This window comes from Halodesulfovibrio oceani subsp. galateae, from assembly GCF_055397225.1.
The window spans coordinates 3,658,809-3,674,174 of record NZ_AP042453.1 but is presented as its reverse complement, the minus strand read 5'-3'; the positions used below and the strand labels follow the sequence as shown (position 1 = coordinate 3,674,174).

The following is a 15,366-nucleotide window of genomic DNA, read 5'->3' as shown; positions in this document are numbered from 1 at the left end:
TGTTACTCCTTGGTGATGTCGTTGCATCAGAAAATGGTCATTTTTGACGCCGCAAGCACACATAACTGTGCACCGGGCTTACCTCTCTGTTTGCTTACCACCAGAACAACAAGGCTGTCCTGTTTCGTTCTTAGCTTGTAAGTCTGCTTCAAATTTATAGTCTCCACCTTCAACTCGAATGGCGCATCCGTTTGAAAGGGCAGTTGCAACTGTTTTTCGTGCTCCTGCTAAAATGCGTCCGAGTGTAGGACGGGAAACACCCATTTGTGAGGCAGCTTCTTCTTGTAAAAACCCTTCAGCATCGATCAACTGTAGTGCTTCAAACTCATCTACAGATATCTCTAATGTTGTTAAGTCCATCATCGGAATTCCCTGCGGCTTATAAAACACCACATGGGGCATCCGCCTGACAACACGGGTTATTTTTCGTCTGCCCACAAATTCTCCTGTTCGGTTAGTAAGTACTCACAATTTATGCATCCGCTTCTCAAAGTCAACAGAAAAAATGAGCGTAGGTTCAAAAAAATCCATAACTATCTGTTTTATAATGAACATACGCTCGAAACTTTTTTGCCGTCATCTCGCTCAGTTAACGAAACGAATCTTCTTTATAATCGCACTACTACCTTTTGAGATGGTGGACACTGTGTTACAACCGCCCCCGTCAACTGCCTCATTCTAAAAACAAAATTTTCCCGAAAATTTCATTCTCCAGCTTCTGCTCCAGCTTCTGTCCCACCCTCTTTTTAAAAGCTTTTTCCTGAATATCTGGTGACTTGATTTTAAAAAAAGAGTATTTCCGCCCGCAGTAAGACCATCCACGGTACACAATACCTGCTAACTTAAGCTTCGAGACACAAATGCATTCTGAATATATGAAAGGCCTACTCCTGACCGCGTTAGGCGTACTTGTACTGAGTTTTGATTCGCTTATGATCCGGCTCATAGGAGCACAATCGTTTGACCTGCTCTTCTGGCGAGGGACCCTGTTAAGCCTCATGGTATTCCTCTGGTGCCGACACAGCCTCCCAAAGCAGCCTCTTTTATCATTCGACCGTGCTCTGATCAGATCGGCACTGCTCTTTACTGTCAGCACTATCTGTTTTGTTTCTGCCGTTTCGCTGACATCAGTAACAAACGTCTTGGTTATGATCAGTACCCAACCGCTGTTTGCCGCAGTATTCGGACGAATTTTTCTTAAGGAAAACCCGCCACCCATCACATGGGTAGCCATTTTTGTATCGATGATTGGGATATCGTGGGTACTTTTGGGTTCATGGCACAGTCCAAACATTATTGGTGACATAATCGGACTGGGGTGCAGCATTGCTTTAGCAGGTAAATTTGTAAGCGATCGTGCGGCCGGTACGCGAAATATGACGCCCAGCCTTATTCTTTCGGGAGCAGTTACGGCAGGTATCAGCGCTCTTGCGGGACATCCGATAGAAATTATCAATAACGGATGGGGATGGATGCTCCTGCATTGCATCATCATCGTTCCTATTTCATTCATCCTCATAACATTAGGCCCTAGACGCATTCCGGCAGCAGAAGTAGGCATGCTGATGCTTTTGGAAACAGCAATCGGTCCGTTATGGATATGGCTCTGCCTTAACGAAATGCCGAGCCAGAGAGCCGTAGAGGGGGGCACTCTGGTTGTGGGGACACTCTTACTCCACGGCCTTGTTAAATGGCGAACCAGCCAGCCCCAAGTCGCAACGTCGAATTAAGAACAAAAAAAGCCTTCATACAAATGTATGAAGGCTTTTTTTTAATATTTTATCGTATTCCTACCGGCGTTCTTTGCTTCGTAAAGCTTTATGTCCACGCGGTGTAATAAGGAATCAATTGTCTCGTCAGGATGATGCTCCGCAAGACCGATCGAAAAGCTCATGGGCAATTCTGTTCCGCCATATTCACAAGGCATTTTCTCCACAAACTTTTGAATGGCATCGGCAACATCCATGCACTCATCCAATCCCATCTCAGGAAGATGCATAAGAAATTCATCTCCACCTATCCTGAACACAGAATTACATCGCTGTGCTGATGCATTAAGACAGAAGGCAGAATGCTTTAGAAGATGATCACCAGCCGGATGTCCGAATTGATCATTAACCTCTTTAAACAGGTCAATATCAAGCATGAGAACTGATAATGTCTTATTCGTATATTTTGACTTTTGAATTCCGCGTGCCAGCGCTTGCATGCCAGCCCTGCGGTTACCAACACCTGTAAGTTCATCCTTTAAGGACAATTCCATCAGGCGTTCATTCAAAAAAGAAATTTCTTCCTGCTTTACGCTCATCATGCAGCGCTGAACAAAAATATAGATCGCAATTGTTATTGAGAAAAATGCGATAAAAATTCTAGCCAACGAATAGTATTTATTCGTTATAGGATCGTGTCCAAGCCTGAGTGTCCAAGTGCCGTTAGGGACTTTAATAGTCATGGCAACATCATTGCCTTCAACCCACTTATCTGACGAAAACAACACAGCCGGATCTTGAGAATCAGGGTTCTCACCTTCCAACTTTATATACAGCCCCTGCTTTTCCAACTGCCGCACCCTATCCGGCAACACATCGTCCACCAGAAGAAGAGCAATGGTAAATCCCCAGAAAGTGTCTACACCGTCTATGTCTCTAAACACAGGCTTTCTGGCGATAACGGCATATTTACCGTTCTGGATAAGCTTTATGGGACCAACAAAAGTCACCTCACGACTCTGTATTGCAAGGTTAGCACCGTCATCGCGCCTTTTATCAAGCAATAGGTCATGTCCGAGAGCACGCTCATTTCCTTCCAAAGGGTATATGTAGGACACAACACCATTTGGTGCGAGTTGAATAGAACTGGTGCCAGAGCCAAGGGCGAACAACCGCTCTCCCCATTTGGAGAAATTCGTAACTTGATAATGAGTAGATTCAAGAAGGGCATGAAGTGTTTCAGTCACAACTATACCATAGGAGAGATTGCGTTGAATTTCCTGACCGATCAAAGCGCCTGTATTAAGGAGGGTATCATGGATAAGTGCTGTTTCATGCTCTGTATCCCGACGGATAAGCACTTCGACAAGACTTATCGTAATCAAGGTCATGCAGATACAGAGAATCGCGGTACCAAGTATCTTAACATTATCCTTTCTCTGCATATAACGCTCACTAAGCTAAGAAAAGTTTTTCAAAAAATTCAGATGAAACCATTAAAGCTGCACCATCCTCAAATAATGAATCTGCTGCTAAAGAATCAAGCTTCTTACAACAGTAACTATTCCTAAAGCAATAGCGATTTTAGTAAGGTATCGATAAAGGCACTCATAACTACATGAAAATTGTTGCACCACGCACGATCCCAAGACGAGCCCTCTCACGTTAAAAAAAATGATCAAATTAACCGCTGCTTGCCCCGCACAACATTCTGGCAAGTGCAGAAGCTTCAGCTTCAATAACTGACACATCGTTCTCAACTTCCATTGACTGGCCGGTTGCCCGAAGCACTTTCACGTCAAACCCAAGCATTGCTAATGTTTCTGTGTACCGTTCAACAACATCAAGATGTGTATTTTCATCACTTGCCTGACTTAAAATGAGCACGGCAACTTTCCCCTCGGGAATGCGATTCACAAAAGGATAATCCTTGGAATAATCAACCGCCACATGTGACCACGTACGATCCATGAGCAGTTTGAGCTGACCTGAGATATCTCCCAAGTAAACTGGACTGGCAAGCACCATGACATCAGCAGTACGCATGGAATCTAAAGCTTTTTTCCCGTCATCTTCAAATGCACAATGATCAAGCTTTGTGTGGCATGCCTCACACCCCTGACAGCCGCGGTACTTCATACTGTTCAAAGGAAAAATCTCAATGTCGGCACCCAAACGTTTTGCCTCTTCTGTAAAAGAAGCCGCAATTCGGCTGCTTGATCCTTTGATTCGTGGACTTCCGAGAATGCTGACAACTTTTTTCATATTATTCTCCGAACCATGTTCTGTTTGCTCAGGATAAAGCTCAGTTAACCAATGCACACTGCAAACAATTTCATATAATCCTAAACAGTTGCATACTATTTAATATCACTTTTTAGGACTATTTTCTGTCAATCTACATTAACAAAGCCCTCCGGGATGATGAATATCATCCCGGAGGGCTTTGTTTGCATACAAAACGAACTATGTGGAGAAAGGACAGTATGAACCCGTCACAACTGACAGAGGTCAGTAGTTCAGTCGTGAAAGATAAAATTTAGACATAAAAAAAGTCCTCATACTTACGTATGAGGACTAGATTTGCGTGGCGGAGCCGACGAGACTCGAACTCGCGGCCTCCGGCGTGACAGGCCGGCGTTATAACCGACTTAACTACGGCTCCGCAAAAATGGTGGGCGGTACAAGGCTCGAACTTGTGACCCTCGGCTTGTAAGGCCGATGCTCTCCCAACTGAGCTAACCGCCCGATGGAGAAGTTTCTATATGCACAGCCTTCCGAAGTCAACAGAAATTCGAACTTCTATGCACTTTTTCTCCGAACTATAGTACCTACTAAAGTCTTTTGAGCCTGAACATTATAAAATGGCTGCATCCTCACAACCCACACCTGCAATACTCTCGACTTCCGTAGGCTCATCACAAAAAAACGACAGTAACTTTCGTCACTGCCGTTTACATGCAACATTAGCTGATTCAGAAGCGATTCTGAACCAACGTACACACAAACTAACTTACTTCTCAGCGATAACTTCAATCTCAAACATGGAATCCATCGGAAGACGGGAAACTTCCATTCCACTGCGTGCAGGGAATGGCTCGTTAAAGAAGTCTGTGTACACTTTTGCAAGGTCTGCAAAGTATTCCAACTTAGTTGCAAACACAGTAACTTTAATAACTCTATCCAATGAAGTGCCTGCCGCTTCCAGAACATGCTTAATATTTGTAAGAGTCTGGCGAGCCTGTGTTTCTGCATCTCCAGCTACTTTTCCTGTTTCAGGATTAATAGCGAGCTGACCGGCAGTGAAGACAAGACCTGCAGCTTTGATTGCGTGTGAGTATGGACCTGCAGCTGCTGGTGCTTTATCGCTTGTAATTACGGTTGCCATTCGATTATTCTCCAAAAATTCAAAAATATAATAAAAAATACAACAAGTTAAAAAGCGAAGCGCATTAAGCCTTCGCAAGAGTAAACTCGAGTGTATTCCTGTGACAGAGTGTTCAGCATAACTCTATCGTACTACATAATATGGAAGAAACATTACTTCAACGGATTTCTCTATAAGAAACGTACGTAGCCTACTGTTTATCGACAATAAAAACGTCATAGCTATACGTATCGTCAATGCGCCGAATCATTTTCTTATCAAGCCGCTATAAACATAAATCCGTTGCAAACATAAATTGGACAAAAAAAAGGACTGGATAAAAATCCAGTCCTTAAAAATGGTGGGCGGTACAAGGCTCGAACTTGTGACCCTCGGCTTGTAAGGCCGATGCTCTCCCAACTGAGCTAACCGCCCGAAATTTTTCGGTCGTAAAACAAGACTATATATAGTCCGCTTTACTAAAAAGTGGCGGAGCCGACGAGACTCGAACTCGCGGCCTCCGGCGTGACAGGCCGGCGTTATAACCGACTTAACTACGGCTCCGCATTTCTCTTACGAGAAAAAATATATATTCAATTGTATGAAGCTTTCGCCTCTTGCTTTCAAGTGGCGGAGCCGACGAGACTCGAACTCGCGGCCTCCGGCGTGACAGGCCGGCGTTATAACCGACTTAACTACGGCTCCGCTTCGTGATTGAATGGTGGGCGGTACAAGGCTCGAACTTGTGACCCTCGGCTTGTAAGGCCGATGCTCTCCCAACTGAGCTAACCGCCCATTCAACGAGGACACGTTTTAGGGAAAACCCGCTCAGGTGTCAACAAGAAAGCTTGAAAAAAGTACTTTTTTTATTTTCTATTCTTTCGCAAGCCCCGCAGAGTTCATGTTTTCCCACAACTCAACTGGCTCCCAAAAGGCTTTCAACAGATAAAAAAATCTATTTTACCATATGATTACAGAAAAGCATTACGCAACGTCAGCTCACACTTAAAAATCTGGCTCTGAAATAAACTCTAACACTTCTTGTGTCTTAGGATGCACAAAACGCAGGTACGCTGCATGTAACTTCATCTGCCCCGCCTGAGTTCCATTCCCATAAAGCCGATCTCCCACAATAGGAAAACCCAAGCCATAAAGAGCATGTAGACGCAATTGATGTGTTCTGCCTGTATGCAAAGCAAATTCTACACGAGTATACGCACCTTCAACACCAAGGTTGCGCCATTCTGTCAAAGCCTGTTTTCCATTTTCATGATCAACAACACTATAAGGCCGGTTGTTTAAATCCATCCTCAGCGGCAAAGATATCGTACCGCCTTCTTCTTCAAGCTGCCCTTCAATGAGGGCTATGTATCGCTTGCTCACTTCTCTATTTTGAAACTGTTCAGACAACTCTCGCTTTGCACGCTTTGTCAAAGCCAGCACAAGCAAACCGGAAGTATCCATATCAAGCCGATGAACAGTTGGGATTTTAGTGCAGTGCGGATAACGCTCACGAATTCGTGTTTCCACGGAATCCTGATTCTCTTCCCCTTTTCCCGGCACAGAAAGCAACCCGCTGGGCTTATTTACCACCACAAGCTTGGTGTCTTCGTAAACAAAAGTAAGGGAAAGCATACACACTCCAATAAATATCGTTGTTGGATTCTTATGTAGTAAGGAAGGAAAGGTGAAGCAAGCAGTCGAATGAAGAATTGTTTCATCTGATAGAAAATCAGGCAATGAAAAGGAGGGCTGCCTTCATGTGTTCTCTAGAGAACATTTGAACAGAAAGCACATTGAAGCGCCAACTCAGGGCTAGAAATAGAAAAAAGCGCTTAAGCTTTCGCTTAAGCGCTAAAATTTCATGGCGGAGCCGACGAGACTCGAACTCGCGGCCTCCGGCGTGACAGGCCGGCGTTATAACCGACTTAACTACGGCTCCGCATTATATGGTGGGCGGTACAAGGCTCGAACTTGTGACCCTCGGCTTGTAAGGCCGATGCTCTCCCAACTGAGCTAACCGCCCACTATGAGGAAACACTATCTAGTGAATCCAACTTGATGCGTCAACATCTTTCTTTCAATGCAATGTGCATTTGCTAAAAGCTGTTTCTCTCAAGCGAAAAAGCTTCTACGTAATTTCAAATTTACCCGCAAGTCTTTTTTATATTTTTTATACTTTTTTTATTGAACAACATCATAACTATCTATTTAAATTGATTTTATCTTACACCCTTCACACAACCACTGTTCACTTATTCAATAATGCAAATCTAGTCCCGTTTAATTTTTTTTACTTGCTAAAAACCGCGCCAACTCAGGGCGGAGACATTAGAGACCTATTATAATTACTTAAAATAATGAGAAAAAACTTGTGCGCGTTCTATATTTTACGCTACAACAGCTTCAGACCTGTGTTGGGATTATTGACCACAATCTCAAAAGATTACTGACCATAATCTTTAAAGCAGTTTTAAAGAAAGAAGGATTTTCACACATGAAACGCATTATTATCCTGATGCTCGCTTGTACTATGGTATTTGGTGCCGTAGTTTCAAGTTCAGCTACCGAATTTAAGGCTTCCGGTACTCTCGACATGGCTTTCGAGTGGCTGGACAACCCAAATCCACGCGAAGCTAGCAATGGCGATTACTTTACTGCCATTCAGCGTCTGCGTACCAAAATTGACATCATCGCTAACGAATCCCTGAAAGGTGTTTACTACCTTGAAGTTGGTACCATCCGTTGGGGTGATACAGACACCTTTGGCCGCGGAAGCGGTGGTGCTATCGGCACCGACGGTGTAAACGTAGAAACTAAACGTCTCTACCTCGATTTCCAGATGCCTCATACTTCCCTTTCACTTCGTATGGGTCTTCAGGGTCTCGCATTTCCTGGCCTTGCTAACAACAACCCGGTTCTCGATGACGACGTAGCAGCTGTTGTTGCTAACTACGCTTTCTCAGATCGTTTCAACGTTGTAGCAGCATGGGCTCGTGCAGCAGATACTGAAAACTACACTCCTGCAACACCTACTAGCAAAACAAAGTACGACGTATTCACCATCATCGGTGGTTTGAACTTTGAACCTGTTACTGTTGTACCTTACATTGCTTACGCTACAATCGGCCGTAACGCAGACGTTAACTCAGGCATTCCTTTGGGCGTTCCTTTAGCTACAGACGATCGTGACGTATGGTGGCTCGGTGTTTCTGCTCAGTCAGCTTGTTGGGAACGACTCAATTTAGCTTTCGACTTTGTTTGGGGTCAGTCTAACGGTTCCGACATGCCTGCTGGTTTAACTAATGTTAACAGCCGTGACCAGAGTGGCTTCTACGCTCTCCTCCACGCTGACTACAAAATGGAAAACTACACTCCTACTATCGACCTCTGGTATGCATCCGGTGATGACGACAGCGAAACAGGCGATGGTAACTACTTGCCAGAAATCTCCGCTGGTGGTCTTGCTCTGACCAACCTCGGTACTGACGGTGGCTTCTTTGACACCACAGATAACGCATTTACTCTTTCCGGTATCGGCACCATGGGTGTTGTTCTCGGCATTACTGAAGTTACCTTCATTGAGAACGTAACTCATGACTTTAAAGTTGCATGGATGCAGGGTACATCTGATTACTCTAGCACTGCTGTAGTTGACACCTTCCCAACTGACGAAGACAGAGCTTGGGAATTCAACATCGATACTAACTGGCAGATGTACGAAAACCTCGCAGCTATCGTAGAGCTCGGTTACCTGAACCCAGACTACAAGTCTGTTTCCGGTGAAGAAGCTGTATTCAAAGCAGCTTTAGGTTTCCAGTACTCTTACTAGTACGCATCCCTGTGGTCAGCGCATAGCCGCGCAAACAACGCAGTTCCAGCCGGAGGATTTAATCCTCCGGCTTTTTTTATGCAAAAAATCCGTACATCACCCAGGAGCAATATACGGATTAACCATTCAAGATGTTCGTCCACAGTTCAAACAACCAACTTTCAAAACTAGCTACATAGAACTAATCCATTTGAAAAATAGGAAGTTTCCAACCCAGAGCATTTTCTGGAGACATACCTTGCTGACTCCAAAACTCTCTATGCGCCCCTTTGTACCCCCAAAGCTCACCTTGATAGCGCTTTGGTAAAATAAGTCGCGAGAACGGCTTATCAAGCTGTTCCATTTTTTCAACAAGCAAACACCGCAGCGCTTCACTCCGCACCATATTCCCCATAGCCGGATGAAACGGTCCCGCAATGAGGCTGTCAGTCAGCCCATCTTCCTGAGCAACCCCTATTCGGATAACACGGATACCATGCTGCCAAAGCTTTAGTATTCCCATCCCCAAAGCCTCAACTGTTTCATCTAATCCCCATGGCGAAAACTCACCACGAGCATACCAGCGAGCCAAAACAGTATTATCGAAGACAAGACATGGATAGAGACGAACAACCGCCGGAGCCAAGGCACATGTCTTTTCTATATCAGTTTGAAATATTTTTTTATCCATTCCCGGAAGACCGGGAAGCAGCTGAATGCCCAGCTCCAAAGAACTTTTTTTAACAATATTGCAAGCACTTACTATCACTCCTTCCGTATACCCGCGCTTGCTATTGGCTAAAACTGTGTTATTATAGGTTTGTACGCCTAGCTCGACAGTTTTAAGACCTAAATTTCGTAGTTTCGATAAACGTTCTGGATCAACAGCATCAGGGCGGGTTGAACAGCGAACCCCTGTAACCTTTCCGGACTCAATATATTGTCCAGCAAGGGAAACCAGACGTTCCTGCCATTCAAATGGAATTGCAGTAAATGTTCCGCCATAGAATGCAACTTCGTACCCGGCACCGTCTTCCGCGCTTGCAAGAGTCTGCTGCAACGACGTGTAAATATTTTTCAACTGTGATTCAGCTGTTCCAGTCTGAACCGTTTGTGAACAATACACACACCGAGTTCTGCATCCGGCAAAAGGCATGAAAACAGGCAGAATCCGTGTCTTGCGGCTTACTGGTTCTGGGTGAGAAAAAATCATTCCGAACGTAACCACCTTTATGTATTAATTTTTTTAGTTTTTTTCTTTAGAAAAAAAATATATAATGCTAAGAAATGGACGAAACGCCCGCGGTTTCTGGCGTAATTTCCCATAAAATAACCGACTATTTACACATCAACAGTGTAAACATATAAAATTACGTAAAAAAACTTGATTGCTCATGGACATTGAGTATATACACAGCGCGGCGCATGACTGGAAAAGATAAAATCATCCAGCCGATTACCTGAACAATGTAACAAAAAATCATTACAGCACTATGAGTACTCAAGATTGTATTTTTTGCAAGATCATCAACGGTGAGATTCCCTGCGCGGAACTTTACTCAGATGACAACGTATTGGCTTTTCTAGACATTGGTCCGGTAAGCAAAGGCCACACGCTTATTATCCCTAAGCAGCATTATGCGAATATCTTTGATATTCCAGCTGAACTTGCCCCTGCCATCATCAAAGCACAACAGGTTGTTGGCAAAGCTATACTTGCCACTACGGGGGCAACAGGGTTGAATATATTCATGAACAACCATCCAGATGCCGGTCAGCTTGTTTTTCACGCTCACTGGCACCTGATACCCCGCTTCAGTGATGATGGCCTGAAGCATTGGCCACAGGTAGCATACGACTCTATTAAAGAGGCACAGCATTTAGCCACCAGCATTCGGCAGCACATATAAGAGCCGTTACCCCACGAAAATGGGAGGATAACATGGAAGGGAAAACCCTTACAAAAGCTGACATAGTAGATTCTATCTACGAAAAAACTGACAGGAACCGCGCAGAAGTTAAAAACCTCGTAGAATCCCTGTTAGATATCATGAAGAGCGCGATCAAAAAAGATCACGCACTTCTCATCAGCGGATTCGGAAAACTTGAAGCTTACGACAAAAAAGCTCGTAAAGGCCGCAACCCGCAGACCGACGAGACTATCACTCTGCCACCGCGCAAAGTTGTAGTATTCCGTCTGTCCCGCAAATTCCGTGCTGAACTAAACGGTTAGTTCTCGACACGGTTAGTCAGGCACACCCTGCACCTGCACTGTGTGCCTGTACATCTTACAAAAAAACCCGCGTAAAGCGGGTTTTTTTGTGCCTATTTTCCTGCAAAAATAAAGGCGCCAGAAAATTCATTCGTGAGCGTTTTTTTGGCCCGCTCCGCAGCCGTATAAGTAAAGTAGGGACCGACATGCACTTTCCAGATACTGGAACTTACATCCTGAAACAATCGGCAGGAACGCCCATTACGGACAATCTTCTGCCGAAGTGTCTGGGCGTTGAACTTATCCCCGAAGGAACCAACCTGAATATAAAACGATCCACTATTCTTTTTCGATGTGGATGCATACTTTTTATGCTCTGGGCCACCAATGGCTTCAATCTTTACTGAAACTACACCGGGTCCAAGCATACCAAGTTTCTTTGCTGCTGAATGGGTCAAATCAACAACGCGGCCTTCAACAAAAGGGCCCCTGTCGTTAACTCGTACAACAACAGATCGCTTATTCTTCATGTTTGTTACGCGTAGAATGGTTCCAAACGGTAAGTTCTTATGCGCAGCTGTCATACCGTACATATCGTACCGTTCACCGTTTGCAGTTTTTCTACCGTGGAATTTTTTACCGTACCAAGAGGCTTTTCCGTACTCAATAAAGCCCTTGGATGATGCCAATTTTGTGTAGCGCTTACCCCATACAGTATAGGAACCGGAAGTCTTATGCTTCGCTTTTACTTTGGTAGGGGCTGAATATTTCTTGGGTGAAGAAATGTGTGTCTTTCCACACCCGACAAGCGAAATAATACATGCAATACAGAGTGATAAAACAAAAATCCGCAATGAATACTCCTAAAATATAATACAACTAAAATAGAATATTCACTGGCTATAATATTAAAAGAACGCATGCCGCAAGAGGCAACATGCGTTCTTCTATCGTCTTTACGTTATCTAACAAAATTCTTCGGGCTTCTTATCCTCTTCCAATTCGCATTCACGCTGTAAGAGCTGCTCGAGCATAATATCTGCACCGATAACACCAGTAATATTATCATCACTGTCTGTTACAGGAGCGGACACCGTTAATATAAGCTGTCCTGTAAAATGAGATGTGTACAGGTTAGTAATATGCAGCTTACCAGTTTGAACCGGCTGTTTGAACCACTCTCTGGATGAGAAATCGTAACCGATTTCAAGAACTTCGTACTGTTCCTTAAATCGCAGATCAGTAATTTCTGATGCGATCAGGCCACCTTCTTTGTCAGTAAGATAGAGATACTGAATGAAAGGATAGTCGTGCACAAAATCTGTAAGGCAGCCGTAGTTCTCTTTTGTGAGAATAACCCGGCAATCTTCGGAAAGCTTGGAAATAAGCTTAGCCGCGAGATTATGTGCAACTTCTTTCAAGTTATCAAAATCAGTACGGAACATTTCCGGCATGTATCGACGCACAAGGCGTTCCATTTCTTTGTTAGAAACAGAAGTGGAGCGACCTTTTTCATACGCTTCCATAATGCGGCTGTACACTTTACCAACAGCAGGGTGACGTTTTGAAACTTCACTATCGCCTGAAAGTTTAAGTGTCTGGTTAATCCAGTACGCAACACCGGCTCTACCGGATTTATCTGTAATGATAATCGGCACAGGGCGGTTAAGAAGACGAGTAGTGTCGAATACGTTGTAAATCTCTTCGTTTTTAGCAAGCCCGTCCACATGGATACCTGCACTTGTGGCGTTGAAGTCACGTCCAACAAACGGATAGTTATCCGCCACTTTGTACTCAAGCTCGCTTTCGAAGTATTCACTAATTTCACTGATTACTCGGGTATCAGCAGCTTCGTCGTGACCGGTAAGGGAGATGTATTCAATAATAAGCGCCTCAATAGGCGAGTTACCGGTACGTTCACCAAATCCGAGTAAGGTTCCGTTAGCGCCACCACAGCCATGCAGCCATGCTGTTACAGCGTTAACCAATGTTTTATGAAAATCGTTATGTCCGTGCCATTCCAACCATTCACTTGGCACGCCGACTTCATCCGTAAAAGCGCGGACAATACGAGGAACCGAACGCGGGAGAGTTGCTCCCGTATACGGAACACCGTAGCCCATGGTGTCGCACATACGAATTTTAACCGGCAGGCCGCTCTGACGGGAAAGATCCATCAGTTTTTCTGCAAATGGCAGACAGAAGCCATAAATATCTGCGCGGGTAATGTCCTCAAAATGACAGCGAGGAGAAATACCCCAGGCAAGAGCCTGTTCCACTACATCAAGGTAGTTGCGCATTGCCTGTTCACGATCAAGTCCTAGCTTTAAGTAAATATGGTAATCAGAGACGGAGGTAAGCATACCCACTTCTCTAAATTCCATACTCTTAGCTATTTTCAAGTCGTTTTTATGGGCACGAATCCATCCGGTAATTTCCGGATATTTGTAGCCCCTTGATCGGCAGGCATCGATGGCACGTTTGTCTTTGTCTGAATACATGAAGAACTCGGAGGCACGGATTAATCCGCTTCTACCACCAAGTCTATGCAGCATGTCAAAAATAGTTTCAATTTGCTTTACCGTGTACGGAGGTCTTGCCTGTTGACCATCCCGAAAAGTGGTATCGGTGATGAACATTGGTTCCGCAGGACGCGGTGCCACAAAAACATCATCAAACGCGATACGGCTAATCTGCTTGTAAGGATACAGATCACGGAAATACTCACCTTGTTCAAGGTTCTCGAGTTTAAGCTTCGATGTCGCGCGGTTTAGATGAAACAAGGTCACTGTTCTTTACCCTCCTTGGAGACGAGTCATTTAACAATTCTTCAATATTTTGGCGCACTGTAGCAGCTTTGGTACACGCAGGATTTATCTGCGCTGCTTCTATTGCTGCCTCTAACGCCTCATCAAGGCGTCCTCCTTCCAAAAGCCCTTCTGCTGCCAGAATATACATTTCTTCTGGCACCGTTCCATAAATAGAAGAGATTAAAGTGTCATAGTCGTTGCCGAATACGCCCCTGACCAGCTCGTTACGTGAATATAACAATCTGGAAAGCAACAGGTTTTGCTTGTTGTGAGCGCAGTAGATGCAAAAGAGTGTTTTGCAGCGTGAAAGCAGAAAAGAAATACGGGCAATTTCGCGAGACATACTCTCGCGGGTTTCCCCGAGGAGCTGTGAAAAAGGTTCCACAATATCCTGAATGCCATTTTCCGCAGCAGGCTTCTCCAATGCTTTAAACATAGGAGCATAGTGCTGTTGCTGGTAGGCATCTTCTTTTAACTTGATACATTCGTGAAACACATAACTGATAGCCCAGTCCAGAGCTTTGGCTACTACAGGAGCCTGTACGTCTGTTCTAAGCAAATGATGAGCGGTGTCTTTTAAGCGCCAAAGCAGTCCCTTGTTCATGGTACTGCCCAGCAGATCACGCACTTGTGTAAACGAAACCGCACCGGAGTCTGAAAAACGTGCAAACTGTTCTTCCAGAATGCTCGATACCATACAAAAATCACGCATGATATCGCGTGCAAACTCTTCTCTATTGGCTTCTATCCATCGGCGGGACATGATCACCTCATCTCGGGTTGCATCGGTCACAGTACACGATTTTACAAAAAAGGCAAAACCGGCACTAAACAAAGTCCCCATTGCGCAAAGCAAGGAGGACAACTGAACCAACTATCAGAACTCGTTGATTATTCAACTGATACGAATTCTTCGCAACTTTTTTTTTGCTGGGCCAGTTACTCCACCATCTTTTCTGAACAAGACGGAGCGTAAAAAACACTCCCCTGGTTACGTTAGTAACATTATATATGAACATTTTATACTGACGTTTTTTGGGCAAAAAAATAACGGCAGCTCCTGAATATTCAGGGCTGCCGCTAGTTGTGCAAAAAATACAATATCTTTCGCACAGCCAAGAAATGGCTACTAGTTTTCGCTGAGTAAAACTTTCGCTACAGAAACATCATAAAAAAGCATCGGGTCGGCATCGCGTCCCATTCCTTTATACATTTCTGCAGCCTGTTTGATGGCTTCATATGGCACCCAACCGTGCTGATCCCATACCTGCTCATTATCTGCACGCCAAATGCGGAATTCAATATCATCTGCATTACGACGTACATATACACGAGTTTTCTTATCATTCGGTGCCGGATAGTAGTAATGTCCGAGCTGATCTTTCATAACAAACCTCACATAGTTCTTGTGTGGCTTTGACCTCATTTATGCAGCGAGGTCAAGTCTGCGGGGCTGC

The 15,366-nt window shown here is 44.4% G+C and carries 14 protein-coding genes and 8 tRNA genes; 4 read left to right on the top strand and 18 right to left on the bottom strand.

All coding sequences use genetic code 11. The features are described 5' to 3' along the window. Positions 1 to 78 precede the first annotated feature (78 nt). Positions 79 to 438: a DUF134 domain-containing protein gene (locus tag ACZ5V1_RS16145; RefSeq protein WP_464389712.1), complete on the bottom strand. Its 360-nt coding sequence runs from the start codon at positions 436 to 438 to the stop codon at positions 79 to 81. Positions 439 to 860: 422 nt separating this feature from the next. Here ACZ5V1_RS16145 and ACZ5V1_RS16140 point away from each other — a divergent pair, with 422 nt between their 5' ends. Further along, the gene (locus ACZ5V1_RS16140; RefSeq protein ID WP_464389711.1) at positions 861 to 1,730 is read left to right on the top strand and encodes a DMT family transporter; all 870 of its coding nucleotides are present in this window, start codon (positions 861 to 863) and stop codon (positions 1,728 to 1,730) included. A gap of 41 nt (positions 1,731 to 1,771) precedes the next feature. Here the strand turns inward: ACZ5V1_RS16140 and ACZ5V1_RS16135 are convergent, their stop codons facing one another. The 12 genes from ACZ5V1_RS16135 to ACZ5V1_RS16080 form a co-directional block, all read right to left on the bottom strand. Next, the gene (locus ACZ5V1_RS16135; protein WP_464389710.1) at positions 1,772 to 3,154 is read right to left on the bottom strand and encodes a diguanylate cyclase; all 1,383 of its coding nucleotides are present in this window, start codon (positions 3,152 to 3,154) and stop codon (positions 1,772 to 1,774) included. 238 nt (positions 3,155 to 3,392) lie between these two features. After that, positions 3,393 to 3,974, bottom strand: coding sequence for a flavodoxin family protein (locus ACZ5V1_RS16130; protein WP_464389709.1), 582 nt, complete (start codon positions 3,972 to 3,974; stop codon positions 3,393 to 3,395). Positions 3,975 to 4,297: 323 nt separating this feature from the next. After that, positions 4,298 to 4,374 (bottom strand) — tRNA-Asp (locus ACZ5V1_RS16125). A gap of 7 nt (positions 4,375 to 4,381) precedes the next feature. Beyond that, a tRNA-Val gene (locus ACZ5V1_RS16120) sits at positions 4,382 to 4,457 on the bottom strand. A gap of 265 nt (positions 4,458 to 4,722) precedes the next feature. Further along, entirely contained in the window at positions 4,723 to 5,097 is a 375-nt protein-coding gene (locus tag ACZ5V1_RS16115; RefSeq protein WP_464389708.1) for a Rid family detoxifying hydrolase, read from the bottom strand. 338 nt (positions 5,098 to 5,435) lie between these two features. Continuing rightward, positions 5,436 to 5,511, bottom strand: a tRNA-Val gene (locus ACZ5V1_RS16110). A gap of 52 nt (positions 5,512 to 5,563) precedes the next feature. Beyond that, positions 5,564 to 5,640 (bottom strand) — tRNA-Asp (locus ACZ5V1_RS16105). A 64-nt stretch (positions 5,641 to 5,704) separates the two neighbouring features. After that, positions 5,705 to 5,781, bottom strand: a tRNA-Asp gene (locus ACZ5V1_RS16100). Positions 5,782 to 5,795: 14 nt separating this feature from the next. Next, positions 5,796 to 5,871: transfer RNA gene (locus tag ACZ5V1_RS16095), tRNA-Val, on the bottom strand. 210 nt (positions 5,872 to 6,081) lie between these two features. Beyond that, positions 6,082 to 6,711, bottom strand: a complete 630-nt coding sequence (locus ACZ5V1_RS16090; protein WP_464389707.1) for an RluA family pseudouridine synthase — start codon at positions 6,709 to 6,711, stop codon at positions 6,082 to 6,084. Between the two features lie 230 nt (positions 6,712 to 6,941). Further along, positions 6,942 to 7,018 (bottom strand) — tRNA-Asp (locus tag ACZ5V1_RS16085). A gap of 8 nt (positions 7,019 to 7,026) precedes the next feature. Continuing rightward, positions 7,027 to 7,102, bottom strand: a tRNA-Val gene (locus ACZ5V1_RS16080). Positions 7,103 to 7,573: 471 nt separating this feature from the next. Here ACZ5V1_RS16080 and ACZ5V1_RS16075 point away from each other — a divergent pair. After that, a complete protein-coding gene (locus tag ACZ5V1_RS16075) occupies positions 7,574 to 8,908 on the top strand; it encodes an outer membrane homotrimeric porin (protein ID WP_373792887.1) in 1,335 nt (444 codons plus the stop codon). 181 nt (positions 8,909 to 9,089) lie between these two features. On the opposite strand, the gene ACZ5V1_RS16070 is transcribed toward ACZ5V1_RS16075, so the two are convergent. Beyond that, on the bottom strand, positions 9,090 to 10,100 hold the full coding sequence (locus ACZ5V1_RS16070; RefSeq protein ID WP_464389706.1) for an elongator complex protein 3: 1,011 nt from the start codon (positions 10,098 to 10,100) through the stop codon (positions 9,090 to 9,092). A gap of 280 nt (positions 10,101 to 10,380) precedes the next feature. On the opposite strand from ACZ5V1_RS16070, the gene ACZ5V1_RS16065 reads away from it, so the two are divergent. Continuing rightward, complete coding sequence (locus ACZ5V1_RS16065; protein WP_160716516.1) at positions 10,381 to 10,797, top strand: HIT family protein; 417 nt, start codon at positions 10,381 to 10,383, stop codon at positions 10,795 to 10,797. 32 nt (positions 10,798 to 10,829) lie between these two features. Then, entirely contained in the window at positions 10,830 to 11,120 is a 291-nt protein-coding gene (locus ACZ5V1_RS16060) for an integration host factor subunit alpha (protein WP_020000871.1), read from the top strand. Between the two features lie 92 nt (positions 11,121 to 11,212). Here ACZ5V1_RS16060 and ACZ5V1_RS16055 read toward each other — a convergent pair whose 3' ends face one another. From ACZ5V1_RS16055 to ACZ5V1_RS16040, 4 genes are all read right to left on the bottom strand, one after another. After that, positions 11,213 to 11,953, bottom strand: coding sequence for a septal ring lytic transglycosylase RlpA family protein (locus ACZ5V1_RS16055; protein WP_464389705.1), 741 nt, complete (start codon positions 11,951 to 11,953; stop codon positions 11,213 to 11,215). 111 nt (positions 11,954 to 12,064) lie between these two features. After that, positions 12,065 to 13,888 (bottom strand): triose-phosphate isomerase, encoded by a 1,824-nt coding sequence (locus tag ACZ5V1_RS16050; protein ID WP_464389704.1) that lies wholly within the window; start codon positions 13,886 to 13,888, stop codon positions 12,065 to 12,067. Then, on the bottom strand, positions 13,848 to 14,672 hold the full coding sequence (locus ACZ5V1_RS16045; RefSeq protein WP_464389703.1) for a hypothetical protein: 825 nt from the start codon (positions 14,670 to 14,672) through the stop codon (positions 13,848 to 13,850). Before ACZ5V1_RS16045 ends, ACZ5V1_RS16050 begins: the two co-directional genes overlap by 41 nt. A 366-nt stretch (positions 14,673 to 15,038) precedes the next feature. Then, positions 15,039 to 15,296 (bottom strand): hypothetical protein, encoded by a 258-nt coding sequence (locus ACZ5V1_RS16040; protein WP_464389702.1) that lies wholly within the window; start codon positions 15,294 to 15,296, stop codon positions 15,039 to 15,041. Between the last annotated feature and the right edge of the window lie 70 nt (positions 15,297 to 15,366).